The following is a 25,259-nucleotide window of genomic DNA, read 5'->3' on the forward strand; positions in this document are numbered from 1 at the left end:
CGTTCGCCCGCCTAACTAAAATCGGTCCCACGATCAGTCGAAACGCGAGCACAACGAAGCGCGCGAAACTCATGGTCGTGCTCGTGCACCCGCGCCGCCCAATGCGGCTTACCCCACTTAATTAACAGGACTATTGAAGATGAGCGCAACTACCCGCAATGTGCAGCCGGTTATCGCCAGCCTTGGCAAAGAAGGTTCAGGCGAACTCGTGCCTTCCCGCTACGCCGTGCGCGTGGGTGACGTCGACGTCGTGCTGATCAGCGACGGTATTCTTCCGCTGCCTACCTCTACCATGTCCACTAACGTGAGCGAATCGGACCGCAACGAATGGTTCGATGGTCGTTTCCTGCAACGTGACATGTTCGACTGGGCGCTGAATATCGCGCTCGTGCGCAGCGGCAACCGCCTGATCCTGATCGACTCGGGCGTGGGCGACGGTTTCGAATACTTCTCGCGCGCTGGTCGGTCGGTGATGCGCCTGGAATCGGCCGGCATCGACCTGGCTGCGATTACCGACATCGTGATTACGCATATGCACATGGATCATGTCGGCGGGTTGAACGTTGCCGGCGTCAAGGCCAAGCTGCGCCCCGACGTGCGTATTCACGTGTCGGCCAAGGAAGTGGAGTTCTGGAAAAATCCGGACTTCAGCAAGACGGTGATGCCGGAAGCAGTTCCTCCCGCGCTTCGCAAGGCCGCTGCGAAGTTCGTGGAACTCTACAGCGAAAACATCGTGCGGTTCGATCAGACCGTGGAAGTCGCAGCAGGCGTGTCGGCACGCGTGACGGGTGGACACACGCCGGGCCACTGCGTCGTGGACGTCGCATCGAATGGCGAGAAGCTGACGTTCGTAGGCGACGCGATTTTCGAAGTCGGCTTCGACAATCCCGCTTGGCAAAACGGCTTCGAGCACGAACCCGAAGTGGCTGTAGACGTGCGTGTCGCGCTGCTCAACGAAGCCGCTGAAACCGGCGCTCTGCTGGCCGCAACGCATGTCGCGTTCCCGTCTATCGGTCACATTGCAAAGCACGGTGACGGTTTCCGTTTCGTGCCGGTGCAGTGGGACTACTGATTGGTGTCTCGACTTTGAATCATCGTCGTATCGCGTGGTGATGGTCAGAAAACCGCCACGAGTTCACAAGACTCGTGGCGGTTTTTTTAAACCACTGCCATGCATATATGGGCGGCTCCCATCGATCAAGTACCGATGGATGTCCTTATGTGTGGCTCGTTTTCGACACGGTGAGGTATGCGCCGTTTCGCGATCTGTCATTGCGCCAAGTGCCAGCGCAGCACCGGATGCGTCGCGCCCGCAGGCATTGCCCACACGCCCGTCGGACTGAAGTCATACCCCACGAACGATGCCGGCGTGCTCATCTGAGCGGTGCTCAGCCCGTTCGCCGCGGGCATCGGCGTGCCGAATACGACGCCGACTGTGGCGGTCGTAGTATCGGCGTTCCAGTACACATCGTTCCCGATCGTGCCTGTATTGGCCCTCGCGACACCGATCGCCCCATAGGCCGGCTGAGTCACGAGACCCGTTGCGAATGACTGGGTGATCGTTCCCGAGTTACTGACGACGAGGCCCGCGCCGCCGCATGGCGTACCGGCACCGCCTCGGCAAAATCCCTCAAACGTGGTCGGGCCGGTCGCATAAGACTGGTTGATCGTGCCGCTGTTACCACCGACGAGACCGCCACCGCCCTCAGCGATATAACCCGACGATACGACCGGACCCGTGGCGAAGGACTGGTTGATCAGGCCGCTATTCACGCCCCCCAGACCGCCGAGCGCGCCGCCCGAGGTCACGGCTGCGCTGCTCGAAGAACGCAGGATCGAGCCGGTATTGTTGCCCACGAGCCCACCGGCAACCGAAAAGTCGAGCATAGCGAATGATCCACCGCTAAGAACCGTGCCGGACGTGTTCACCCGCAAGACCGTGCCGTTGTTCGTGCCGGCCAGCAAGCCCATATAGGCGACAGCCATCTGGCTCGGAGCCGCGCTGGCCGTGCCCGAAATGTCGACGTTGCGCACGATGCCCCGGGCGCCGATCACGCCGAATATACCCATCAGCCTCAAGAACTGGCCAGCCGCCACCTGCTGGAGCGTCAGCGAACTGATCGTATCGCCCTGTGCGTCGAACTGCCCAGTGAATGGTGTATCGGAGTTACCGATCGGAACGAAGGGCGTGTTGCCCGTCGCGCTCGCATCGATATTCCTGCCGAGTGCATAGTTACCGCCGAGATCGCTGGCGACGTTCGCCAGATTGGTCAGCGAGTTCACCAGCCTGTACGCGGTGATCTGCGTCATCAGGCCGCTGAATGCCGGGGGCGTCCACGCCGGGTTGCTCAGCTGGGTACCGGCGACGTACGTGCCGTTCATGTCGTAGAAAGCGCTCAGCGCGCCCGTGCTTTTCGACCAGTTGAGCGTGCCGTGATTGACGACGCTGCCGCCGTTGTCGCAGGCCCGCCTCCCCGGCTTCGAGTCTCCCTGCGACCCATTCCGTTATCATTTCGCAAACTTGCTCGGCATTTGCCGTTATCCCGTATGTGGTCTCTAACCTTTCCCCGTCATTGCGGGGACGCGCTCTGAAGTCAGCGATGAAAGTCGATCTAGCAACCCTTTACCTACTCGTGATCGGAACCTTATTGGCCAGTTCCGCGATGATGTATTGGGAACACCTGTCTCATCCGAAGCGCAGCAAGGAATTGCGAATGCTGGCGATCGGCTATGCCACCCTCGGACTGGGTTGCGCGGCGGCCTCGTTTCGGGTTCAGCTGCTCGGCGCCGCTGGCCCCGCAGTGAGCAATCTCGTGATTCTCACCGGCTATCTGCTCGTGCTCGACGGTGTGGCGATGTTCAACGGCCGGCGCTATCTCGCGAGTTCGATCGGTTTGCTTGTGCTGATGGCGCTCACGTGGGCGGTCGCCGGCGTGCGTTGGCAGGCTGCCGTCTGGATGTATGTCAGCGCTATCCCGATCGCGTTGGCCTCCACCATGACGTCGCTCGAACTGTTGCGAGGCGACGGCATGCCGGCGGTTCAATCCCGCCGCGTAGCCGTGGTCTTAACGGGCATCCACGCGCTGTTTTATATCGCCCGGGCTTTCGTGCTGCCATGGATGGCGTCGATCTTCGGGCCGCGCGTGCTGGCCGTCTCCAGCGAAATCACGATGTACGAAGGGGTTCTCTACTCGGTCATTTTGCCGATGACCTTGCTGCGGATGACCCGGGAAGAAATTCATGGCGAGCTTTTGCGGGAGTCCCGCACCGATTACCTGACTCGCCTCGGCAATCGAAAGTTGTTTTTCGAACAGGGAGAGCAGGTTATCAGCGAGCACCAGATGCATCGACGGCCTGTCGCGCTCCTCGCTTTCGACCTCGACCACTTCAAGAGAATCAACGACCGCTATGGGCACAAGACCGGCGACGAGGTCTTGAGATCATTTGCCGAAACCGTTCGAGCCGAGACGGGCACTGATGCGATTCTTGCCCGCATCGGCGGCGAAGAATTTGCCGCCCTACTGCCGGGCCACGACACCGAACGCGCAAAAAAAGTGGGCGAGACCGTCGCCAGCCGGTTCGCTGCGATGTCCCATGGCGCAGACGGCGACCGGATTCGCGCCACCGTCAGCATTGGACTCGCCGAGTCGAATCGCGAAACGACTTCCCTCACCGACCTGCTCTCAGCCGCCGACCAGGCGTTGTATCGAGCCAAGTCGCTAGGCGGCAATCGGCTCGAACAGACGTCAAGGGCTGCGCTCGCCGCCGACAGCTGCTCCGCGGATCGAAATCAGATTTGATCGCTCAGGAATGCGGCATGCTTTACGGCTGTTCCGCGTTCACGCCGCTGCCGGGCCGGCAGCCAGACTTCTGCATACGAAAAGCGCACGTGACCCGGTCGGTGTGGCGCGCCGCGTTGTCCATCAGGTTCGAAAGGACGCTTGCCAGAGCCGATCGATTCACGTCGACTTGAACGCTGCTGTCGACGCCGATCATCGTTTCAACACGGTTGGCATCAAAGCGGGCGGGAAGTTCAGCTCGAGCGCATTCGGAGCGCGGCACGTTAAGATCAGCGAGAGATATGCTTAGTCGCCCGCTACTGCCAGACCACGCCTCGCCAAACCGCCGATTGCGCACGTAGGCCCAACACATGGATGCACACAAACCCGTCACGCGGCCGACACAGCCAGTGCCTCGCCCGGTGCTGGTCTGGGACGCGCCGGTGCGACTATTTCACTGGCTGGTGGTCGTACTGGTCACTGCGGCTTATATCACTCTGAAGCTGAACTGGATCGACTGGCACGTGCGCGTCGGCGAGACGCTGCTCGCCCTGGTTATTTTCCGGCTGCTATGGGGCTGCTTTGGCAGCGAGACCGCGCGCTTTCGCAGTTTCGTGGCTTCGCCCGCGGCTGCGCTTCGTCATTTGCGCCGCCTGTTTCATCGCGAACCGGATGTGCAGGTCGGCCACAATGCGGCCGGCGGCTGGATGGTTCTGTTTCTGCTCGCCTTGCTGCTGATCGAGACGCTGAGCGGCCTCTACGTCAACAACGACATCGCCGACGAAGGACCGTTGAGCGAACTGGTGCCCGCGTGGCTCGCCAACGCAATCTCGGCGTTGCATGGGCTCGTGTGGGACGTGCTGCTCGCCGCGGTGGCGCTGCACGTGCTCGTCATCGCCGTCTACGCGGTAGCGAAGGGACACAACCTGTTGCGCCCGATGCTGACCGGCTACAAACTGCTGCCCTCGTCCGTGCACGCGCCGCGGCAGGAGCCAGCGCTGCTGGCGCTGCTGCCACTCGGCGTCGGCGTTGCCGTCGTGATGCTGCTCGCGGCCTATCTGTGAGCAAGCCGCGCACCCGATCGCGGCGCGCGGCTGCCGTGCCTGCTTCAGCCGCCCTTCGGCGGTGTCACCTGGCCGCGAATCTCGCCGTTCGGATTGTTCTTCGTGTGAACGTTGATATACATGTCGCCCGCTTCGAACATCTTGGCTTCGTCCGGAGATAGCGTGGCCTGACCGGTGATCGGGCTCGTCACCTCCGTGGAGCCTTTCTGCGAGATCCAGACCTTTACGCCGGCGTTTTTACCGGCCGGCGCGGGTCCGTGGAAATGCGCCATCGTGGTCGGACTCGTCAATCCGCTGAAGGTGATGTTCCAAGTGACGACCCGTGTGCTGGAGTCGTACGTGAGCTTGGCGTTGCCGCTGCCTGGAGTCTGCACCGGCGGAACCTGTTGAGCGCCCGTCAAAGGCACCTCGAACGAGACGGGCGCCGCTTGCGCCAGGCTCAGCGTACCCGCTAAGGCCAAACCACCGAACACCATGAAAGCGCGCCGCGTGATGGATTGTGACATCTGGTTTTCTCCTGTTGGGTTTGCCCTTGCTGAACGGGCGATTATTGAAGACTGCAGAAGACCTCGTCGGCGTTGTCGACAGCCAAACAAGTGAGTCAAGCATAGACGCAAGCCGGCCGTTACGCGAAGTTCGCGTAGGCCAGAACTCCGGCCCGGGCATGCGACTGCCCCCACTGCGTCAACGTCCGATGAGTGTGGTCAGCAATTCGAAAGGAAAACGCCGGGCGAAAATCGTTGAAAAATCGGTCTGAAGCGAAAAATTCTTCCGGTACGATATGCGCTTTGCACGAAGGCAGCGGATGTAACCGGCGCGACCCGTATTGCGCCAGGCGCCTTCATGGATCACACCCATTGTGACGCTGCCATGTCCATCCCAAACGCTCTAATCGGCATTGCGATTCTGTCCTGCGTGATGAGCGTCGCCGTTCTAGGCTCGTTGTTTCGCACTCAGGTTCCGGGCATACGTCGTTGGTGTGTGGCAAGTGGTCTGCTGGCCGTCACGGCCACGCTCCTGCTGTTCCGTAGGTCGGATCTCGTCGTACTGGGCGCGAGCGTCTTGCTGATCGTCGCCTCGCTCCTCGCGATCCACGGTTTTCGCCAATTCTTTCATCGGCCGCCATCGGTAGTCTGGGAATACGGCGCGCTGTGCGCGATCCTGGCCGGACTCGTTTATTGGACTTACGTGTCGCCTGACGTCAGTGCCCGGGGCGCGATGATCTCGGGATTTCTCGCCTACATCCGCTTTGTCATCGCGTGGGTCGTGCAGCGGTACCGGCCGGCGGGCAGACCGAAATACGCCTACCACTTCGTGGCAATTGCCGCAGTGTTGGGGGCGGTCGTCCACGCAGTCCGTTGTGTCGTATATGGGTCGGGGCTAGCACATGAATCGGTCTTTCTGGAGGAAACGCCGCTAAACGTCGCGTTTCTCGGCATGGCCATACTGACTTTGCCATGCCTGTCGGTCGGCATGGTGATGCTGACTCATGACCGGCTGGCGGAGCGGATGGAGCGCCTCGCCACCATCGACGATCTGACGGGCGCGCTCGGGAGGCGCGCTTTCATCGCGCGGACAGAGGCGCTGTTCGAGCTGGCGAAGGTGGCGAAGTCGAAGCTGTCCATCGCGATCCTGGACATCGATAACTTCAAGAGCATCAATGACAGATTCGGGCATGCAGCCGGCGACCAGGCCCTTGCGCATGTTGCCTTGACGATATCGCGCGAACTACGGCAAACCGACGTCCTTGGCCGCATCGGCGGTGAGGAATTTGCGCTGCTGATGCCACTGACCGGCAAAGAGGAAGCGGCCCGTCTCACCAACCGGTTGCGCACACTCGTCGCGGCGTCTGTTGCGCGCGCTCCGACCGGCGACGTCGCATGCACACTCAGCGCTGGCGTCGACGAATTCGGTGATGGCGATACCGTTGCCTCGGTGATGGCAAGAGCCGACACGGCGCTCTATGCGGCGAAAGCCAACGGCAGAAACTGCGTGATGACGGCGGGGTCTTCGCAGCCCGCCGATGCCCTCGTTTCCAGCTTTCCGGCTTAAGGAAGGCTTAGCGGTGGGCCCTGCCACTGCAAAAAAGAAACCGGCATGCAGTCGCCCGCATGCCGGTCTCTGTTCGGCCCGTCGCGTCACCGCGAACAGGGCCGCCGCGCTGATCCGCGCTTTACTTGCGCTTCAACTGCGAAATATCCCGCACCGCGCCGCGATCGGCCGAGGTTGCGAGCGCCGCATACGCCTGCAATGCCTGCGACACCACGCGCTCGCGATTGGTCGGCTGCCATGCGTCGGCGCCGCGCGCTTCCATTGCCGCGCGACGGCGTGCGAGCTCTTCATTCGACACCGCCAGATGCATCTTGCGCTGCGGAATGTCGATCTCGATCACGTCACCGTCTTCGACCAGACCGATCGTGCCGCCTTCCGCCGCTTCCGGCGACGCATGGCCGATCACGAGACCCGACGAGCCGCCCGAGAAACGGCCATCGGTAAACAGCGCGCAGCTCTTGCCGAGGCCCTTCGACTTCAGATACGAAGTCGGGTACAGCATTTCCTGCATGCCCGGACCGCCCTTCGGACCTTCATAGCGGATCACCACAACGTCGCCCGGCACGACCTTGTCACCGAGAATCGCCTCGACCGCGTCGTCCTGGCTTTCGAACACGCGCGCGCGGCCCGAGAACAGCCACTGCGATTCGTCGACACCCGCGGTCTTCACGATGCAGCCTTTCTCCGCGAGGTTGCCGTACAGCACCGCGAGGCCACCGTCCTTCGAATACGCGTTTTCCTTGCTGCGGATACAGCCGCTCTTGCGATCCGTGTCGAGCGTCGCGTAGGTGGCTTCCTGGCTGAACGCGACCGTGGTCGGAATGCCGCCCGGCGCCGCGCGGAAGAACTTCTGGGCTTCCTCGCCCGCGCCGCCGGCGATGTCCCACTTCGCGATCGCGTTGCCGAGCGTGCCGCTATGCACGTTGCCGCACGACAGATCGAGCAGGTCCGCACGTGCGAGCTCGCCGAGAATACCGATGATGCCGCCCGCGCGGTGCACGTCCTCGATGTGGTACTTGTCGGTCATGGGCGCGGCCTTGCACAGGCACGGCACCTTGCGCGAGATGCGGTCGATGTCCGACATCGTGAAATCGACGCCCGCTTCCTGGGCGGCAGCCAGCAGGTGCAGCACGGTGTTGGTCGAGCCGCCCATCGCGACGTCGAGCGTCATCGCGTTTTCGAACGCCTGCTTGGTGGCTATGCTGCGCGGCAGGACCGAGACGTCCTCTTCCTGATAGTAGCGGCGGCACAGATCGACGACCAGGCTGCCCGCCTGCTCGAACAGGCCCTTGCGCCATGCGTGCGTCGCGACGACCGTACCGTTGCCCGGCAGCGCGAGGCCGATGGCCTCGGTCAGGCAGTTCATCGAATTCGCGGTGAACATGCCCGAGCACGAACCGCAGGTCGGGCACGCGCTGCGCTCGACTTCGGCGACTTCGGCGTCGCTGATCTTCGGATCGGCGGCCTTGATCATCGCGTCGATCAGGTCGATCTTCGCGATCACCTGGCCATCGGTCGGCGACTTCACCTTGCCCGCTTCCATCGGACCGCCCGACACGAACACGACCGGGATGTTCAGGCGCATCGCGGCCATCAGCATGCCCGGGGTGATCTTGTCGCAGTTCGAGATGCAGACCATCGCGTCCGCGCAATGCGCGTTGACCATGTACTCGACCGAGTCCGCGATCAGTTCGCGCGACGGCAGCGAATACAGCATGCCGCCGTGACCCATCGCGATGCCGTCGTCGACGGCGATCGTGTTGAATTCCTTCGCCACGCCGCCGGCCGCTTCGATCTGCTTCGCGACCAGCGCGCCCAGGTCGCGCAGATGCACGTGGCCCGGTACGAACTGCGTGAACGAGTTCACGACCGCGATAATCGGCTTGCCGAAATCGTCGTCCTTCATGCCGGTGGCGCGCCACAGCGCGCGGGCGCCGGCCATGTTGCGGCCATGAGTCGAAGTGCGTGAGCGATAGTTAGGCATCTGTATCCTCAGGTATTGCTGTTATCGGTTTTGATGAGCGCCCGCGCGGGCGTGGGGATCGCAGCGCAGTGTGGGCGCTGGGAACGAATAGTGCAAGAACGCCAGTAAGACGTCCAATATATTTTTTCGGCACGATTAGGTCGCAAAAGATATTAACCGGTGCCGCGACCGTTCAGCCGCTTTGCGCCGCTCGTGCCGCAACTGCAATGGCCTGAGTCGAACGGGGCCACTACCGTCAAAGCAAAGGGCCGGTGAAGCGATGCTTCATCGGCCCTTCGTGCTTGCAACGCTTTGGGCGCGTCTGCGCTCTTACATCTTCACGACGTCTAGCAGCGTCTTCTTGCCGTCCTTGTAGTCGTACAGCGAGATCACGCCGTGCTGAAGGTCGCCTTTCGCGTCGAACGTCGTTTCACCGGTCACGCCCTTGTAGTTGGTCCCCGACACCTTGGCCAGCACCTTCGCCGGGTCGGTCGAGTTCGCGCGCTTCATTGCGTCGACGACGATATACACCGCGTCGTACGTGAACGGTGCGTCGAATTCGATCGGATGACCGAAGCGCTTCGTGTACTTCGCCGCGAATTGCGCGCCGCCGTTCATGCGCTCGACAGCCATGCCGGCCTGCGAGCACACCACGTTGCCCGCCGCCGGACCGGCGAGGTCCGCGAGGCTTTCGGTGCACACGCCGTCGCCCGACAGCATCTTCGCGCGCAAGCCCAGCTGACGCGCCTGCTTCGCGAACGGACCGCCGGTCGCGTCCATGCCGCCGTACATGATCGCGTCGGGATTCTCGCCCTTGATCTTGGTCAGGATCGCGCGGAAATCGACGGCCTTGTCGTTGGTCGCGTCGTGCGAGACGACCTTCAGGCCGAGCGACTTCGCGGTCTTTTCGAATTCATTCGCGAGACCCTGGCCATAGGCGGTCGAATCGTCGACCACGGCCACGGTCTTCACGTTCAGGGTCTTCGCGGCGTAGGCGGCAAGTGCCGGACCTTGCTGTGCATCGGTCGCGACGACGCGGTAGGTCGTCTTGAAGCCCTGCTGCGTGTAGGCCGGGTTCGTCGACGACGGCGAAATTTGCACGATGCCCGCGTCGCTATAGATCTTCGATGCCGGAATCGACGCGCCCGAGTTCAGGTGGCCGACCACCGCGACGACCTTGTCGTCGACGAGTTTCTGCGCGACCTGGGTCGCCTGGCGCGGGTCGCCCGCGTCGTCTTGCGCGTCGAGCACGAGCGTGACCTTCTGGCCATCGATCGTCAGACCCTTCGCGTTGATTTCCTCGATCGCGAGGCGTGCGCCGTTTTCATTGTCCTTGCCGAGGTGGGCGGAGCCGCCCGTCAACGGACCCACGTGACCGATCTTGACGACCTGATCCGCATTGGCCGTGCCGGCAATGCCCGCGAATGCGACGACTGCCGCGCTAAGCGGCAGCAGTTTGTGAAGCTTGAACGACATACAACACATCTCCTCTTTACTTACCTTGCCAACCGGATGGTTGGGGATTCCTGCCACTGATCAGACATTGCCATTCATCCATTCAGGATGAGTTGAAATACGGCCAAGCCAGCAATTCGCCAGCTCCGCATTTTTGGTGCAGCACGATAACGCAAAACCGGCGCAAGCGACAAATTCCCGGGCAATGGGGATTGGCGCGGCGTCAATTAGCGGCCGTTTCGCCGCTGCATTAATCGGCATTTCACGCGATTGATTCGCTGAGGGAATCGTCAGCAAAAGTGACGAAATATGCAGCAACTCAGCCAATAAAGTTGAATACCGCGCTTATTCTTCGGAAACGGAACGGCGCAATCAAGGCTTGAAATCGGCCAGCATCTCGCCCGCGCGGATATGCGCGAGGGCGGCCGCCACGTAGTCGACGATCGGCGCCGGAGGATGGTCCGGCTTCGCCCACACGAAGCCTGAGCACTTGTGCGGCTCCATGTTCACCGGTTCGCCTTGCCATGAATGACACGCGAAAAAGAAGCTGATGCGGTTCGTGTCCGAGTCGCGCCGCATCACGAGCGTGAATTCGAGTTCGCCAGGCGCAATCGTCACGCCTGCTTCTTCTTTCGATTCGCGAATCGCGCACTCTTCGATCGATTCGCCCGGTTCGAGATGGCCTGCAATCAGCGCGTACTGGCCGTCCCTGAAACCGGTATTCGCTCGCTGCATGAAAAGGCACTCGCCCTGTTCATTCAGAAACAGCACGTTCACATCGACGACGCTTTGCATTCGGCTCATTTTCTTGCAGTCATCGCGACGGACCAGGCGCGTTGCACGGTCAGCAGCTTGATGCCGAGCGCGACGAAGACGAGCCCGCTGCCGCGTTTGAGAGCCGCGATCCAACGGCTGGCGCCGACGCGCCTATGGATACCGCGCACGCCGAACGAATAAATGGTGTGCACGAGCGCGACAGTGACCGCGATCGTCAGATACATCACGATGAACTGCTCCGGCAGGCCGCGCTCGTGATCGATGAATTGCGGCATGAACGCCGAAAGAAAGATCATCGTCTTCGGATTGCTGCCGGACACGAGCAAGGCTTCGCGGAATACTTTGTTGCGCTCGAACGTATGAGCGGGCGATGCGACGCCCGTGGGCTGCGCGGGCTGCGATACCTGCCTGTTGCCGCCGCCGCACAGTTGCCTGATGCCGAGATACATCAAATAACCCGCGCCGAGCACTTTCATCGCGACGAAGAGCGGCGGCAGCGTCGTCAATACCGCCCCGACACCGAGCGCCACGAGCGCGACGACGACTCCTTGCGCGAGCAAATTACCGGCAACGCTCGCCGCCGCGCCGCGGCTTCCATAGCGAACCGAGTTGCGGATCACTAGCAGAACGTTCGGTCCCGGCGAAATGGTGGTGAGCAGATAGGCAGCGGCGAAAAGCAACCAGGTATGGAAGGACATGGCAGGTCCGGGAGTTCGTTGTGATTGGATTCCAGCAGACCAGACATGATGCCACGGAAAAAAACCGCCGCGACCGACCTCATCGCGCGGACCTCCTGAAGCGGCGTTCGATACGCGACTGGATCACTTCGAGCACCATCGACAGCAGCTAGGAGATCACCGACGCGCTGATCAGCATCTCCATGTGACGAAATTCGCGCTGCCCTTCGGTGGTCGCGACATAGGTCAGTTCCCACACGCCGACGACGGACACCAGCGAGCTATCCTTCAGCATCGCGATGAACTGGTTGCCGGTCGGCGGAATGATCACGCGCAGCCGTTCGATGAAAGCTTCGCCAGTGCGCCAATTAGCGCGAGGACGAATGCGAGCGCAATCGAGATCGCCGAGATATAGAGCGTGGTGGTCGCGCCTTGCAGCATTCCGAAAGCGCATCAAGTCGCGGCGCGGACCGCGCACGCGATCTGCTGTCGTTGTTCGACGCACGGCGGCGGCCGGGCGCAATCGCGCGCCCCGCCTCAACGTTTCGACGCCGTCACCAGTTGCAGCGGCGTCTCGATCACCCTCGACAACTCGCGCTGCTTGCGCCGCTCGGTCACCGCCTTCAACGCGAAGTCGATGCCGAACACGGCCTGGCGGTCGGCGAACTGGTTCATCGTCGCGAGCACGCGGCCGTCGGCGAGCAGCGGCTTGATCGCCTCGATCGCGTTGTAGCCGGTGACGTAGACGCCGCCGCCGCGGCCCGCGTCGCGAATCGCGTCGACCGCGCCCATCGCCATGTTGTCGTTGCCGCATAACAGCGCGCGAAGCTGCGGATGCTCGGCCAGCATCTTCGCGGCAACGTCGCGGCCCTTGCCGTACTCCCAGTTACCCGACTCGACCGCGACGACCCGCACGTTCGCGGCATCCATCGCGTCACGGCTGCCGGCCGTGCGCTGCTGCGCATTGCTGCTCACGGAAATGCCTTCGATGATGCCAACTTGATCGCCGGGCTTCAGCCGCGTGGCCAGATATTGGCCGACCTGCTTCGCGCCGCTGCGATTGTTCGGCCCGACGAACGGCACCGAGATGCCGGCGGCCGCTTGCGCGGCGTCGTCGAGCGGGTTGTCGATCGTGATCGTGATGATGCCGGCCTTGATCGCGCGCGCGACCACCGGGATCAGTGCCTTCGAATCGGTCGGCGCAATCACGATCGCGTTCGTCTTCGCCCTGATCATTTCTTCGACCATGCGGATCTGCGCGGCGGTGTCGGTCTGCTTGGCCGTGCCGCGAATCGTCAGGCTGAATTGCGACGAGAAGTGCTGCTGGTAATTGCGTGCGGCGTCTACCATCGCGACCGTGAACGGGTCCGACATCGATTTGAGCACGAGCGCGATCTTCGGTTTCGTGCCGGGCGGTACCTGGGCACGGGCATCGGCCGCGAACCGCGCGACGCCGCTGAGCCCGGTTGCGGCCAGCGCGCCCGCGAGCAGCACGCGGCGGCGCATGTTCTGCGTCATGGCTTGACTCCTTCGCGGACGTGCTTGTTGCGGCGGGGCTGATTGAACGACGAGACGCTCGCGGTGATTTCGTCGAACAACGGCCGGCTGTCGATGTCTTCGCCCAGACAACGCGTCTTCAACGCGGCGAGTTGCCCGGCGATGTCCGCTTGCGCGTCGCAACGCTCCAGCAGTTCTTCGAGCAGACAACCGTACGCCCTGACTTCGAGCCGCTGCAACGCGATAGCGAGCTCGCGATCGCTGGCATCGAAAAACGACGCCGCGCCGAAATCGCCGAGCAGCGCGCGCCCTACGCCGCCGTGCAGGATATTGTGCGCGTACAGATCGCCATGCATCACGCCACGCCGATGCAGATGACTTGCGACCTTCGCGATGCCGCTCGCGATACCGAGCACCGTCTCAAGGTCGAAGCGCGCGTCGTCGCGATAGATATCGCGCGTGCACGATGCGAGGCTCGGCGGACCGGCCAGGTTGGCGAAGCGTGGATCGATCAATCCCATCACGAGACCATGCGTGTCCGACGGATGCCCGATCACCTTGCCGAGCACGGGGATCAGGTTCGCATGTTCGCCGCCGCGAATGCAAGCAGCCATTTCGCAGTCGGGCGAACCGTCGTTCGTCACAGCGCCCTTGAACAGCTTGACGGCGACCGCACGCGGCGCGGGTTCGTGGTCCGCGTGCAGCGCCGCGCGATAGATGACGCCCGACGCGCCCTCGCCCAACGGCCGTTCGAGCCGCAACGCATCCCAGCGAATGCCGCTGATCGGTGTGTCGATGAGCGCTGCCTGTTCGAGCGCCGCGTTGAACGGATTGCCCCCATACGCGAGCCACGCAAGCCGCGGCAGACGCAGCAACCAGCGCGGCAATGCGTCGAAACGATTAGCCGCGAGCCGCAGCAGTTCGAGCCGCGTGCATGCGGCCAGTTCCTCGGGCAGCGCGCGCAGCCGGTTTCCGGCGAGCATCAGCTTCTGCAGTTGCGCGCAGCGGCCGAGCTCCGCAGGCAAACTTTCGATGTCGTTGTCGGTCAGAATCAGCCAACGCAACAGCGGCGGCAGCGCGCTCGCCGGCACCTCGCGGATGCGATTCGACTTGAAGCCGATCATGCTCAGTTGCGCGCATTCGCCGAGCACGCCGGGCAGTTCGGTGAACGGGTTGTTGGACGCGAACAGGATGCGCAGTTTGCGCAGACGCGGCAGATCGTCGGGCAGCGTCGTCAGTGCATTGTTCGACAGGTCGAGCACTTCGAGCGTATCGGCGAGATCGAAAATCTCGCGCGGAAATTCGCTCAGGCCGCATGCGAGTTTGAGTTCGCGCGCGCCCGCCAGTTGCCCGGCCCGCAGTTGTTCTAAAGTCGTGGTCACAGTCGTGGGAAAGAAGATCGGGTAGCGCGCGCAGCGCGTCGTACCGAAGCTATCGATTTTACTGAGTCAAAGGCCATCCGGGGTTCTCTGCGGTACAGTGGCGTGATCGCCGCAATGGTCACGATCGTCGCGGTCATGTCGAATGCGAATGAGACAGCAATATCTGGAGGGCGTTCAGGCGACGCCAGCGGGACACTACCGAGTATCGGCGCAGCCTTCATACAGCTTTCCGCGTCCGGTCGTTCAAGCACTTCCGCGTCGCGAACCTTGCGCCTCCACCCTGTCAGGAGCCCGTGAAAGTGACGTACGCATACAAGTTGATCGATTCGCCGGTCGGTCAGTTGAAGCTCGTGGCGAAAGGCGAATGCCTTGCCGCGATTCTATGGGAACACGACAAGCCGAACCGCGTGCGACTCGGCGAAATGAGCGAAGCGAACGAGCTGGCGGTGCTCGTCGAAACCGAGCGGCAATTGCGCGAGTACTTCGCGGGCACGCGCCAGGCCTTCGATCTGCCGCTGGATTTTCACGGCACCGAGTTCCAGAAGCAGGTCTGGCGCGCGCTTCTGACCATTCCATTCGGCCAGACGCGCAGCTACTCCGAGATCGCACAGCAGATCGGCAAGCTCAATGCAGTGCGCGCGGTGGGCGCGGCAAACGGCCGGAATCCGATTTCGATCGTCGCGCCGTGTCATCGCGTGATTGGCGCGTCGGGTGAGCTGACGGGGTTCGCAGGCGGCCTCGCCAACAAGATGCTGCTGCTTTCGCTGGAGGCGGGGCAGACCTCGCTCGAAGCAGCCGCGGATGACGCGCAACGCCCCGCGCCGGAGGGAAAAGCGGTGCGACGGGCCAAGGACGAGGCCCCCTTGAAACCAGCGCATCACCCACCCGGCCGGGGAACGCAGGGTTCGCTGTTCGGTAGCTGAAGCAGCGCACATTCGGCACAACGCGCCACCCATCGGCCGTAATCGCCGATGCTTCGTCCGCGATCAACGCCATCGGCCGCGCATGCAACACCTATCCTTAAGATGCCCGTTGAGGTATCGAACAGGAGGATGACATGCGCATGCTTCTCAACATACAAATACCGAACGAACCGTTCGGCACACTCGTGCGCGACGGCCGAATCGGCGAGCTGATGCAAAAGATCCTCGAGGACATGAAGCCGGAGGCCATCTACTTCACCGAACAGCAGGGCAAACGCGGCGCGGTGGCGGTCGTCGATGTCGCCGATGCATCGGCGATTCCCGCGCTCGCCGAACCGTGGTTCCTGAAGCTCGACGCCGAGTGCGAGCTGCGCATCGCGATGCTGCCCGAGGATCTGATGAAAGCTGGCCTCGACGCGCTCGGCGACAAGTGGAAGTAGCGGTCCTCAGGAATGCCCGGCCGATAGCTGCAGCAGCATCGAAGCCGCGGCCGTCGCGGCGACCTGGCAACCGAGCACGATATGCTCCTCGGCCGTGTCCTCGATGAAGTCGTGACTCACGCCGCCGATGCTCGGCACGAACATCATGCAGGCCGGCATGCAACGCGCGATCACCTGCGCGTCGTGCGCGGCACCGCTCGGCATGCGCAGCCACTGGCCCGGCGCGATCGCTTCGGCGGCTCTCGCGATGTGCTCCGCGAGCGCGGCGTCCATGCTGACGGGCTCGATCGGCTCGTCGATCGACTGCAATTCGACGCTCACCGCGTTGTGCGCGCTGAAGTCGCGCACCAGTTCCGCGAGCGCGTGATCCATTGCCTGGAGCCGCGCGGGGTTCGCGTCGCGGAATTGCAGGTACATGTCGGCCGCGCCGGGTACGACGCTCATCGAGCCCGGATCGAGATCGATGCGGCCCACGGTCCAGACGGTGTCCGCATCGGCCAGTTGTGTGAACGCATCGTTCATCCGCGCGATGAATGCGACGAGCGCCGCGCCCGCGTCGCGGCGGATCGCCATTGGCGTCGTGCCCGCATGGTTGCGCTGACCCGTGAAGCGCAGGCGCGATTCGCGCAGCCCGACGATCGTCGTGACGACCCCGATCGATTTGCCGATCGCTTCGAGCCGTCCGCCCTGCTCGATATGCGGCTCCAGATACGCGACCTGGCGCCCTGCTTCGAAACGCGCACGCGGCCGGCCCGCAAGGCCCGCGGCGTCGAGCACGTCGGTGAGACGTTCGCCCTGCCGGTTGGTCGCGCCGCGAATCGATTCGTCGACTGCCTCGCCGACGAAGCTGCGGCTACCGAGCAGGCCCGAGAACGTGCCCTCCTCGTCGATCCACGACGCGACGTCGACGGCGAGGTGCCGCGTCGCGTCGTTCTCCGCGAGCGCACGGGCGATTTCGAGCCCGTAGATCACGCCCATTGCGCCGTCGAGCCAGCCGCCGGTCGGCTGCGTATCCGTGTGCGAACCGATCACGAGCGCGGGACCGCTATTGCGCGAGCGTCCGAACACGGTGCCCACGCCGTCGATACGCGCGTCGAGCCCCGCGTCCGTCATCCTGCCGACCAGCCATTCGCGTGCCGCCAGATCGACCGGCGACAGCGCGAGCCGGACCACGCCGGGACCGCTCGCGCCCGGGCCGGCCGCGCCGAATCCGCGCAGCCGTTTGAGGTCGGCCATCAGCCGGTCCGGATCGATCTTTACCACGTTGTCATCTCCATGAATTGATTGCGGATGCCGCCGCGCGAAAATCGCCCGGCGACATATCGTACGCACGTCTGAACGCGCGATTGAAGTCCGACGCGCTATTGAAGCCCCAGCCGTACGCGACGTCGATCACCGGCCTGCGCGGGTGGCGATGCAGTTCGTCGGCCGCTTCGCGCAGGCGCCGGTTGCGAATATACGCGTGGAGCCCGCCCTCCGGCTCGAACAATCGATACAGCGTGGGCCGCGACAGCTGCGACATGGCCAGCACGCTGTCGACGGTCAGATCAGGTTGGCCGAGATTCGCGTCGATATAGCGGCGCGCCGCCGCAAACATCGCGGTGCGTGCCACCGCGCGCGCACCGCCGGTCAAGCCCGTCTCCTTGCCGAACGCCGCCGCCATCAACAGCCCGCAGGTGTGGAGCGCTTCCTGAGCTGCGCGCGCGTCCATCGTGGGCAACCTGCGGCATAGATCGTCCAGATGCGCGGGAATCAGCCGCGCAAGCGGCGTTTGATATTCGATCATGCGGCCATGTATCGACTCCGCTTCCGGCAGCACCGGATCGATCAGATGGCGCGGCAAAAACAGCGCGACCAGGCGGCACGGCCCCAGCGTCATCTGCATCGGCTGATTCATGTCGAGCGCGAGGACGCTCGGCCGCGTTTGCAGCGCGACGCGCTTCGGATAGAGGCCGGTGGTGGTTTCGAAGGTGCCTTCGACAGCTACATGAAACACGATCTGGCGCACGTTGTCGGTCGAAATGCGCGCAACCGAGCGCGTTTGCGCGACCGGATCGGTGCGGCAATCCGTGAAGGCCATGCCGCCGGCGCGATAGGTATCGATGCTGCCGCGAAAGCCGTCGGCGAGTTGCCGGCGCGAGATCGGCACGTCGAGAAAATGGCTGACGCGCTCGCGCCACATAGGTAATTGCCCGCGCGGCGCCATGGAATAGGTGTCGAAGTGGGTGTAGTCGAAAGCCGCCGGCATTGCTGCGGCCGCGGTCGCGGTGCGGTTGGCTGCCTGATCGGTCGTCAAGGTCTCCCCGCCGGTTTTGTAGTGTGCGCGGCATGATGGCCGCGGTTGGCGAAAACGTCATGAGCCTGTTGCTAGTGCGTCGATGCCACGGCCGTCGAAGCTCATGCGCCTCCGCTCCGGCCATCCCTGACAGGCATGAACACGAGCCTACAAAGTCTTTTTTCTTTGCGCAAGGCCTCGAGCCACCGCTCGAGCTCGCCTTCGTTGAGGTCCGAGGCGCTCGCCCAGTCCCGCCCGGCGGCACCGGCCCCCTCAACATCGAAACAGCATAAAAAATGGCCTCTAGACAGAGGCCATTCTATTTTTAACGAATCGATTCGAAACGTAAATCGTTTCAGATAAAAGCGCACCCAGCGGCTATCGTTTCGTCATGGCGGCTCGAAGCATTGCTGCCAACGTAATTAGCCCCGCCCCCAAAGGAGGTCCGTAGTCGTAAAAACGCACGTGCCGCGCAAAGAAAATGGTGGAAGTCGAAATCACTATCAAAACTACAGCGGCAATAAGGAAAAAAACCACCAGAAAATCTTTATTCACGATTGGCTCCTTTGCGTCGAATTTTCCCGCTTCCGCATTCCGTCCCAAAACCAAAAAGGCTCTGCTTTGACGCGACAAAAATTTGCATAGTACCCTCCGTACGCCAGCAACAGCCCTCCGGTCAACAGCAACTCCTGGAAGCCGGTGAACAGCTCGCGCGGATCGGGCGAAACGAAAAGGTTGAGGAAGACAATCGTGACGCTGATGCCAGCCATTATGATCAATGCGAGCGGCACCCCGATGTTTAGCAGCAGCATAGATCCAAGTACAACTTCCAGATACTTGACCATTTGGTAGAAGCCGACATCCGCCATAGCCCCTATGTAGGAGCCCACTTTTCCTGCGTGACTGAAATCCGGAATGTATCTGAAAACCACAAAATTCAGACCGGAAGAGAGATAGTGGAAAGCGAAATATAGCCTCATCCACATGACCACGAACTTCCAAGGTGATTCATTTGCCATTTTCATCGCTTTTTATCCTTTTTGCGGATTAGAAATTCTGCCATCGGCCTTTTACTCACTCGACGATCGGGGGTCTCAGGGGAGAGACTCCCCCTCGATCAGTCCGGAGACCGTGATTTAAATGGCGCGTGCGATCTTGAAGTTAGTAACCAGTGTCTGCAGGCGTTCAGCTTCTGCATGAACTCCACGGGCAGCCGCAGCTGCCTCTTCGACCAAGGCTGCGTTGTGCTGGGTCACCGTATCGATTTCGCCGATCGCCTTGTTTATCTCCATGATGCCCCGGTGACCGTCATCGGATGCATGGGTGATCTCCTCCATCAGGGTCGATACGTGGGCGAACTCATTCACCACCTCGTTGATCTTGGACCCGGCATCGTTCACCAGCTGAGACCCCTGGTCGACGCGGGTGACCGAATTGCTGACCAATTCCTTGATTTCTTTGGCGGCCGACGCCGAACGTTGAGCCAGCGTGCGGACCTCTTGCGCAACGACGGCGAAGCCACGACCTTCGTTGCCAGCACGGGCGGCTTCAACCGCCGCGTTAAGGGCCAGGATATTGGTCTGAAAAGCGATACCCTCGATCGTCGCAATGATGTCGGCGACTTTCCTGGATTGATCGGCAATGCCTGTCATGGTGGTCACGACCACTTTCATGACCTCTCCACCGCCGTTTGCCAGATCGGAAGTAGTCTGCGCGAGTTTGAGGCCCTGTCTGGCATTCGCCGCGTTGTTCTCCACGGTCGCCGTCAACTGCTGGATCGAAGCTACCGTCTGTTCGAGAGACGCCGCCTGTTCCTCAGTGCGCTGGCTCAGGTTCTCGTTACCTGCGGCGATTTCGGATGCGCCGGTCAATACGGCCTCGCTGCCGGACCGAACCTGCTTCACGATATCCACGAGACTCTCATTCATGCTGCGAAGCGCACGCATCAATTGGCCGAGTTCAGTATCGGAATGCACCCTGACCTGTGACGTCAAATCGCCCGACGCAACTGCCTCCGCAATTCTGACGGCGTCATTTAACGGGAAGACGATTGACGTGGCAACCGTGTTGCAGACATATATCGTCGCAATGATAGCGATACAGATCACGGTAAATGTCAGCATCAGAGCGATCTCATAGTCATGAATGGCCTTTTCCGCAGCTTGATCCGCCTGCTTCTGAATGAAGTTCATATGGGCGGTGAGCGTGTTTTCCGTGGACTTGAAAACAGCAAAGATCTTGGAGTTGGCAAGCGCCTGCTCGGTAGCAAAATCTGGATTATCAGACATTGCGAGCGTGTAGAGTTCCTTGTTGATCACCGCGTACTCGCCGATTGCTTTCTTATCGTTCTCGAAATATTGACGATCTTCGCCCGGCAACGCATTTTTCTCGTAGCGATTGACACCCATTCTCAGCTGATCCAAGGCTTGGGCCCGGATCGCAGCATTGGTATCTTTGGCTTGTTTGGAATCAGACAGGACCAGACCCAGCGTGGCGCGGCGGTCTGTACTGAGGGCCAGACGAAGGTCAGCAATCGTTTTGATCGACTCCATCCAATTCTGTTTGATATCCAGTAGATGCGATTCAATCCGATGCGCCTGGAACAGCGCAAAACCCACTGCACTGCATAGCAGCAGGACAACGATTGCGAAGCTAACAAACAGCCGGTTGCGTACTTTGAGATTGCGAAGAAGCGTTAGCATGTTCTTTTGCCTACATTTATTGTATAACCTTTGATTTCGGCACAAACCCCCTGACTATGGATAGGGGGCAAGCATGATTGCGAAATCCGGATTTGTGTGTTAGTGCCGGGCCTCGCGAGATCTATCGATGGCCGCGGTGCACGCCTTTCCTGCCCGTCGATGCGGCCCCCGGACAGCGGCATCGACCGCGACGATCATCGGACGCACGCGCGTGAAGGCGATCGACGATAAGGGCGAAGACAAGGACGCGCGGGATAGAAAATGCGCCGGCCACGTTGTAGTGCGAAAGAGGGAGCGGTTTCGTTCACGCCGGTGCGCCCATGGCGCAGGAGAATCTTGGGCTCCCCGTCAGGGCGACGGCCGACACATCGGCTGGTCCATCAGTTGCGGAATTGACGAGTAAGCGCTTGAGCAACACAATGAAAACATCCGCTTCGTCCTCCGTTAGGAGGCTAATCAATTTCTTGTCGGTTGCCCCGAGAAACGCTGTAATTTTCGCGACCATTGCCACGCCGCTTCCCGTAAGCTGAACAGACCAGCAGCGACAGTCGTCTGGATGCCGAGACCTCATTACAATTCCCGCGTCGATGAGGCGCGGAATGATTCTGGATAGCGACCCCATGTCGTAATTCAGCCGGCGGGCGAGTTGAACCTGCGTCATGAATTGCCGTCCAGCGAGGCATGCGACGACCTTAGCCTGTGCAAATGAAATCCCAAGCGATGACTTCAGATGTCGATCAGCAGACTCGGAGATCGCCTTGTCGATTTCAACAAAACGAATTTGCCAATCCAAAGCTAGCGCTTCAGCCGCATGGCTCAGAGGTAGACCCTCTTCGCTCCTCATATCTGCTGCTCCTCAAATGTGATCGGAACCAGTAGTTCGTATGCGCCTATCGTCTGAACACCTCCTCGTACTATGGGTGATCATCCGGTCCGACGCCGCTACCGCGCGCCCAGCGCACCAAATTGCTCTCAGCTTGCGGGTCCCGAATCTCGCCGACGTCGCTTGACTTCACTATCTAATTCTAAATTGTATACTATCGGCGTGGTGATTTTACTGCTGCATTCCCGTGGCGACCACGGCAGCGATGACGAAAAACATACTCATCGCTGCCGTTTCTCAACCAGGCATCAGAATCGATGCATCATGCCAAGCTGAAAAACTGACTGGATATTGCCGCTTGCCACGATGTTGCCGATTTCCGCGGCATATGCGCCATTGGTGCGTTGATATACGCCAGCGGCATAGAGCGAGGTGCGTCTCGACAACGTGTATGTCAACTGCAATGCGGCCTGGTTGATCGTCACGTTCTTCAGCAACTCGTTACCATTTTGGTAGGTGTAGGCGCCGCCGAGATTCCAGGCCGGTGAGAAGTCGTACCCGACACCACCTGCTAGCGCGTAAATCCTGGCACCCGTATGGGTGTTGCGCGCCTGGCTGTACATGCCCGAGACCGTGAAATGGGCGTACTTCGTCCTTGCGCCGGCAAGCAGGTTGGCGATGCCGCTATGTCCGTTGTTGACCGGCGCGTAGTTCTGCTCAGTGTAAACAACGGCGGCACGCGTTTCCCCGTTCCTGTAGTTGATCGCGGCGCTCTTTCCGGCCCCGTTGTTGAAGTCCCCCGCCGTGCCGCCGAAGCTATACATCAAGCCAACCGACAGCCCCGCATATTCCTCAGAGACGACCTTGACGGCATTCGACATCCGTTTGCCGCCGACACGATCCCAGTTGATGGCCGCCAACCCAGTAATCTGGCCGTTCGTCGTGATAGGTGCGAACGGCCCGCCTGCAACGGCACCGGCAATCTGGGCTGGACCCGAAACGCCGAGCAGGTCGGCACCGAAACTACCGGTACGGAAATTGAGCATACCGCCAGCGATGCCCGTTGCCGGATCGATACCGCCGAGCAGGTAGTAATCAAAGGCGAAGTCGTTCTGCCGCCCGAGGCGGAAGCTGCCAATTCCTGCTTGACTGAGTCCGACCCAAGACGAGTTCTCGAACATCGCGCCGCGCGACTGCGGATCAAGAGCCCCTGTGCTCAGGCTGATCATCGAGTCGAGGCTGAAGTTGGCACGCAGGCCGCCCCCCATGTCCTCGCTCCCGCGGAAGAAGAACTTGGTGGGAAAAATAGCGGAATCCTGCATTTGAAACAAACGTGACCCATGTGAATCACGATAGGTAGCGACACCCTCGTCAAGGAATCCTCCAAGTGTGACGCTACTTTGCGCATGCGCGGCCGTCATGCTCATGCAAACTGATGCACATGCCAACGGTACCGTGGCCCATCGGTGCTTCCTCCCGGCCCCCTGGTGATTCATACATTCTCCTGATTGTTATATGTGATCTCTGAACCTGACTGCTGGTGAGTTTGAAAACACGACTACCTGAATTTGTTTCGCTGGTCGGTTGTCCTCCTGAAGCCGTGCAGCATCCGATGCGGGCGTCGGGATCCCAGTTGGACACCCGAAGCAACTCGTGAATCGTGCGAGCCGTGGCTGGCGCCAGCTGTCCGGAGGCACCGGCCGAATAGAGAAGGAAGCCGATCTCGGCCTGACGGACGAGCGAGCTCACTACGTTGGCGATCAAGCTGCTGTGCTCACGCCGGCTTCGATGACTTGCCCTATCTGGCATTCAAACGTTGCGAAGGCGTTGGCGAAAGACTGGCAGCCCGGTCTCGCCCACCTTGCCAGCCGCCCTTCGCGAATTTCTCCTCCAGCGGTATCGGGCCGGCGAATCGATTGGTCAGATCGGGCGCTGCCCCACTGCGATACATTTGCGGTGAACTGCCGGGCCGCTCAAATCTTGGCGCGGGCCGCGCTAGCAATACCCCACCAAATTCGAGCTGCGCGACAAACCCCAACCGGATTCGCACTACACCCCTGTACCATCGTGCCATGGTTAGCATTCTTTATAATCAGTCAAAATAGTATTTACGTCAGCCTACAATGTCAACGAACCATACTCCGGTGAAAACCCTATGCTTATCAGAGCGCCTCTATTGAGTCGAGCGTTATGAATTCGCAAGACCGGCGACCGCAGCGCGGCAGCCCATCCGAACAAACCAGCACGAGAAGAACTTGGCCTCATGCTGTTTGGCAAGAAAGACCAATGATGATCGCGTCCGGAAGGTTCGCGTTTGCCCTGGTACAATGGTAGTCTTTTTTGCATACAAAATTGCGACCATCGCATCTTTAACCCAGCACAAAGGAGACGCTACTTGAACACGAATCGAAAAATCTTCGTTGGTGCGGCACTCGCTTTCGCCACAGTCGCCGGTATCACGATGTCGAGTCGTGGGTTCGCGGCACAGACGGCACCCGCCAAAGCATCGGTCGCCAAAGCACCGGTGAAGTCGGCCCCGGTCAAACTGATCGCCGCCGGACCGAACCAGAATTCGGACATGGTTGCCCGCGCATTGGCGCCGGCATTGAGCAAGGCGCTGGGTACCGACGTTGTCGTCGAAAACCAGGGGGATGCAGCTGCGGTGTCGGTTGCAAAAGCAGCGCCGGCTGACGGGCTGACGCTTCTCGTCGGCGATACCGACCAAGTGGACGCCGCACGCCAGGATTTGACTCCCGTGGCACAAGTCACCGGTCACCCGGGTCTCCTTTTGGTCGCCGGCAACGGCGCCGGTTTGAGCGGCACCGACATCAAGGACTACGCCGATCTAATCAGCCGTCTGAAGGACAATCCGAACTGCTATATGTTTGGATCGACAGGCACCACGTCGCGTGAATACCTGGCGATGGTGGCGTTCCAGAAGCGTGCGGGCGTCAAATTGATTCATACCGCCTACAAGAGCGACGCTGAACAGACTCAGGCGCTCTTGAGCGGCAAGGTGCAAATGATTGAGATTCCGTACGAAATGGCTGTGCCGCAGATCAAGGCCGGGAAGATGCGTGCGCTAGCGGTTCTGGGTTCGCGCCGTATTCCCGAGATTCAGAACGTTCCCGCACTCGGCGAAATGTTCCCAGGCTTCAATTTCGCGTCGCACACGGGCGTGTTGGCGCCGAAGGATCTGCCGGCGCCGGTCCGCGATAAGATCGCGGATGCTGTGAAGACCGCAGTGCAGGACCCCAACGTCCAAAAAGCGCTGAACGTCAACGGTCACCAGGCTGCCTATCTCGCATCCGCTGACTATGCGAAGATTATCGCCACTGACCACGACAAGCTGAGCCAGCCCGCAAAGTAACGTTGTTCGGTTGCGTCGGTAACGACAGGAACTCGATGTTCTGAAAAGGCATCGAGTTTTTTTCTTCTGTCGCTCATCAA

The 25,259-nt window shown here is 61.1% G+C and carries 25 protein-coding genes; 7 read left to right on the forward strand and 18 right to left on the reverse strand.

Annotated elements, in window-relative coordinates; all coding sequences use genetic code 11:
* Window positions 1-139: 139 nt before the first annotated feature.
* Window positions 140-1,072, forward strand: a complete 933-nt coding sequence (locus tag BC1002_RS23120) for an MBL fold metallo-hydrolase (protein ID WP_013092415.1) — start codon at window positions 140-142, stop codon at window positions 1,070-1,072.
* Window positions 1,073-1,269: 197 nt separating this feature from the next.
* Here BC1002_RS23120 and BC1002_RS23125 read toward each other — a convergent pair whose 3' ends face one another.
* A complete protein-coding gene (locus BC1002_RS23125) occupies window positions 1,270-2,382 on the reverse strand; it encodes a hypothetical protein (RefSeq protein ID WP_013092416.1) in 1,113 nt (370 codons plus the stop codon).
* 218 nt (window positions 2,383-2,600) lie between these two features.
* On the opposite strand from BC1002_RS23125, the gene BC1002_RS23130 reads away from it, so the two are divergent.
* Window positions 2,601-3,800 carry a GGDEF domain-containing protein gene (locus BC1002_RS23130; protein ID WP_013092417.1) on the forward strand — a complete coding sequence of 400 codons (1,200 nt, stop codon included), beginning with the start codon at window positions 2,601-2,603 and terminating at the stop codon, window positions 3,798-3,800.
* Between the two features lie 22 nt (window positions 3,801-3,822).
* On the opposite strand, the gene BC1002_RS37870 is transcribed toward BC1002_RS23130, so the two are convergent.
* The gene (locus BC1002_RS37870; RefSeq protein WP_157874738.1) at window positions 3,823-4,062 is read right to left on the reverse strand and encodes a hypothetical protein; all 240 of its coding nucleotides are present in this window, start codon (window positions 4,060-4,062) and stop codon (window positions 3,823-3,825) included.
* Window positions 4,063-4,150: 88 nt separating this feature from the next.
* Between BC1002_RS37870 and BC1002_RS23135 the strand changes: the two genes are divergently transcribed.
* Window positions 4,151-4,843: a cytochrome b/b6 domain-containing protein gene (locus tag BC1002_RS23135; protein WP_013092418.1), complete on the forward strand. Its 693-nt coding sequence runs from the start codon at window positions 4,151-4,153 to the stop codon at window positions 4,841-4,843.
* A 44-nt stretch (window positions 4,844-4,887) separates the two neighbouring features.
* Here the strand turns inward: BC1002_RS23135 and BC1002_RS23140 are convergent, their stop codons facing one another.
* Entirely contained in the window at window positions 4,888-5,349 is a 462-nt protein-coding gene (locus BC1002_RS23140; RefSeq protein ID WP_013092419.1) for a CHRD domain-containing protein, read from the reverse strand.
* A gap of 337 nt (window positions 5,350-5,686) precedes the next feature.
* On the opposite strand from BC1002_RS23140, the gene BC1002_RS23145 reads away from it, so the two are divergent.
* On the forward strand, window positions 5,687-6,895 hold the full coding sequence (locus tag BC1002_RS23145) for a GGDEF domain-containing protein (protein WP_013092420.1): 1,209 nt from the start codon (window positions 5,687-5,689) through the stop codon (window positions 6,893-6,895).
* A 121-nt stretch (window positions 6,896-7,016) separates the two neighbouring features.
* Here BC1002_RS23145 and ilvD read toward each other — a convergent pair whose 3' ends face one another.
* From ilvD to BC1002_RS23175, 8 genes are all read right to left on the reverse strand, one after another.
* Window positions 7,017-8,879 carry a dihydroxy-acid dehydratase gene (ilvD, locus tag BC1002_RS23150; RefSeq protein ID WP_013092421.1) on the reverse strand — a complete coding sequence of 621 codons (1,863 nt, stop codon included), beginning with the start codon at window positions 8,877-8,879 and terminating at the stop codon, window positions 7,017-7,019.
* 309 nt (window positions 8,880-9,188) lie between these two features.
* The gene (locus BC1002_RS23155; protein WP_013092422.1) at window positions 9,189-10,334 is read right to left on the reverse strand and encodes a branched-chain amino acid ABC transporter substrate-binding protein; all 1,146 of its coding nucleotides are present in this window, start codon (window positions 10,332-10,334) and stop codon (window positions 9,189-9,191) included.
* 60 nt (window positions 10,335-10,394) lie between these two features.
* On the reverse strand, window positions 10,395-10,640 hold the full coding sequence (locus BC1002_RS37875; protein WP_157874739.1) for a hypothetical protein: 246 nt from the start codon (window positions 10,638-10,640) through the stop codon (window positions 10,395-10,397).
* A 45-nt stretch (window positions 10,641-10,685) separates the two neighbouring features.
* The gene (locus BC1002_RS23160) at window positions 10,686-11,117 is read right to left on the reverse strand and encodes an NUDIX hydrolase (protein ID WP_013092423.1); all 432 of its coding nucleotides are present in this window, start codon (window positions 11,115-11,117) and stop codon (window positions 10,686-10,688) included.
* Window positions 11,114-11,788, reverse strand: a complete 675-nt coding sequence (locus tag BC1002_RS23165) for a LysE family translocator (RefSeq protein WP_013092424.1) — start codon at window positions 11,786-11,788, stop codon at window positions 11,114-11,116. The genes BC1002_RS23160 and BC1002_RS23165 overlap by 4 nt, the downstream gene beginning before the upstream one ends.
* 148 nt (window positions 11,789-11,936) lie before the next feature.
* Window positions 11,937-12,098: a hypothetical protein gene (locus BC1002_RS39020; RefSeq protein WP_238537954.1), complete on the reverse strand. Its 162-nt coding sequence runs from the start codon at window positions 12,096-12,098 to the stop codon at window positions 11,937-11,939.
* Between the two features lie 206 nt (window positions 12,099-12,304).
* On the reverse strand, window positions 12,305-13,285 hold the full coding sequence (locus BC1002_RS23170) for a substrate-binding domain-containing protein (RefSeq protein WP_013092426.1): 981 nt from the start codon (window positions 13,283-13,285) through the stop codon (window positions 12,305-12,307).
* Window positions 13,282-14,646, reverse strand: coding sequence for a leucine-rich repeat-containing protein kinase family protein (locus tag BC1002_RS23175; RefSeq protein ID WP_013092427.1), 1,365 nt, complete (start codon window positions 14,644-14,646; stop codon window positions 13,282-13,284). The genes BC1002_RS23170 and BC1002_RS23175 overlap by 4 nt, the downstream gene beginning before the upstream one ends.
* 299 nt (window positions 14,647-14,945) lie before the next feature.
* On the opposite strand from BC1002_RS23175, the gene BC1002_RS23180 reads away from it, so the two are divergent.
* Both BC1002_RS23180 and BC1002_RS23185 read left to right on the forward strand, forming a co-directional pair.
* A complete protein-coding gene (locus BC1002_RS23180) occupies window positions 14,946-15,569 on the forward strand; it encodes a methylated-DNA--[protein]-cysteine S-methyltransferase (RefSeq protein ID WP_013092428.1) in 624 nt (207 codons plus the stop codon).
* A gap of 134 nt (window positions 15,570-15,703) precedes the next feature.
* Entirely contained in the window at window positions 15,704-16,009 is a 306-nt protein-coding gene (locus tag BC1002_RS23185; protein ID WP_013092429.1) for a hypothetical protein, read from the forward strand.
* A 6-nt stretch (window positions 16,010-16,015) separates the two neighbouring features.
* Here BC1002_RS23185 and BC1002_RS23190 read toward each other — a convergent pair whose 3' ends face one another.
* The 7 genes from BC1002_RS23190 to BC1002_RS23215 all read right to left on the reverse strand — a co-directional run bounded on the left by BC1002_RS23190 (window position 16,016) and on the right by BC1002_RS23215 (window position 23,236).
* Window positions 16,016-17,272 carry a Zn-dependent hydrolase gene (locus BC1002_RS23190; protein WP_013092430.1) on the reverse strand — a complete coding sequence of 419 codons (1,257 nt, stop codon included), beginning with the start codon at window positions 17,270-17,272 and terminating at the stop codon, window positions 16,016-16,018.
* A 4-nt stretch (window positions 17,273-17,276) separates the two neighbouring features.
* Window positions 17,277-18,305 (reverse strand): helix-turn-helix domain-containing protein, encoded by a 1,029-nt coding sequence (locus BC1002_RS23195; RefSeq protein WP_013092431.1) that lies wholly within the window; start codon window positions 18,303-18,305, stop codon window positions 17,277-17,279.
* Between the two features lie 357 nt (window positions 18,306-18,662).
* Entirely contained in the window at window positions 18,663-18,839 is a 177-nt protein-coding gene (locus tag BC1002_RS37880) for a hypothetical protein (protein WP_157874740.1), read from the reverse strand.
* Window positions 18,836-19,309, reverse strand: coding sequence for a hypothetical protein (locus BC1002_RS23200; RefSeq protein WP_013092432.1), 474 nt, complete (start codon window positions 19,307-19,309; stop codon window positions 18,836-18,838). Before BC1002_RS23200 ends, BC1002_RS37880 begins: the two co-directional genes overlap by 4 nt.
* A gap of 111 nt (window positions 19,310-19,420) precedes the next feature.
* Window positions 19,421-20,986, reverse strand: a complete 1,566-nt coding sequence (locus BC1002_RS23205) for a methyl-accepting chemotaxis protein (RefSeq protein ID WP_013092433.1) — start codon at window positions 20,984-20,986, stop codon at window positions 19,421-19,423.
* A 304-nt stretch (window positions 20,987-21,290) separates the two neighbouring features.
* Window positions 21,291-21,830: a MarR family winged helix-turn-helix transcriptional regulator gene (locus tag BC1002_RS23210; protein ID WP_013092434.1), complete on the reverse strand. Its 540-nt coding sequence runs from the start codon at window positions 21,828-21,830 to the stop codon at window positions 21,291-21,293.
* A gap of 287 nt (window positions 21,831-22,117) precedes the next feature.
* Window positions 22,118-23,236: a porin gene (locus BC1002_RS23215; protein WP_238537955.1), complete on the reverse strand. Its 1,119-nt coding sequence runs from the start codon at window positions 23,234-23,236 to the stop codon at window positions 22,118-22,120.
* Window positions 23,237-24,204: 968 nt separating this feature from the next.
* Here BC1002_RS23215 and BC1002_RS23220 point away from each other — a divergent pair.
* Window positions 24,205-25,179: a Bug family tripartite tricarboxylate transporter substrate binding protein gene (locus tag BC1002_RS23220; RefSeq protein WP_013092436.1), complete on the forward strand. Its 975-nt coding sequence runs from the start codon at window positions 24,205-24,207 to the stop codon at window positions 25,177-25,179.
* Window positions 25,180-25,259 lie beyond the last annotated feature (80 nt).

It is taken from the genome of Paraburkholderia atlantica (assembly GCF_000092885.1).
Lineage (GTDB): Bacteria > Pseudomonadota > Gammaproteobacteria > Burkholderiales > Burkholderiaceae > Paraburkholderia > Paraburkholderia atlantica.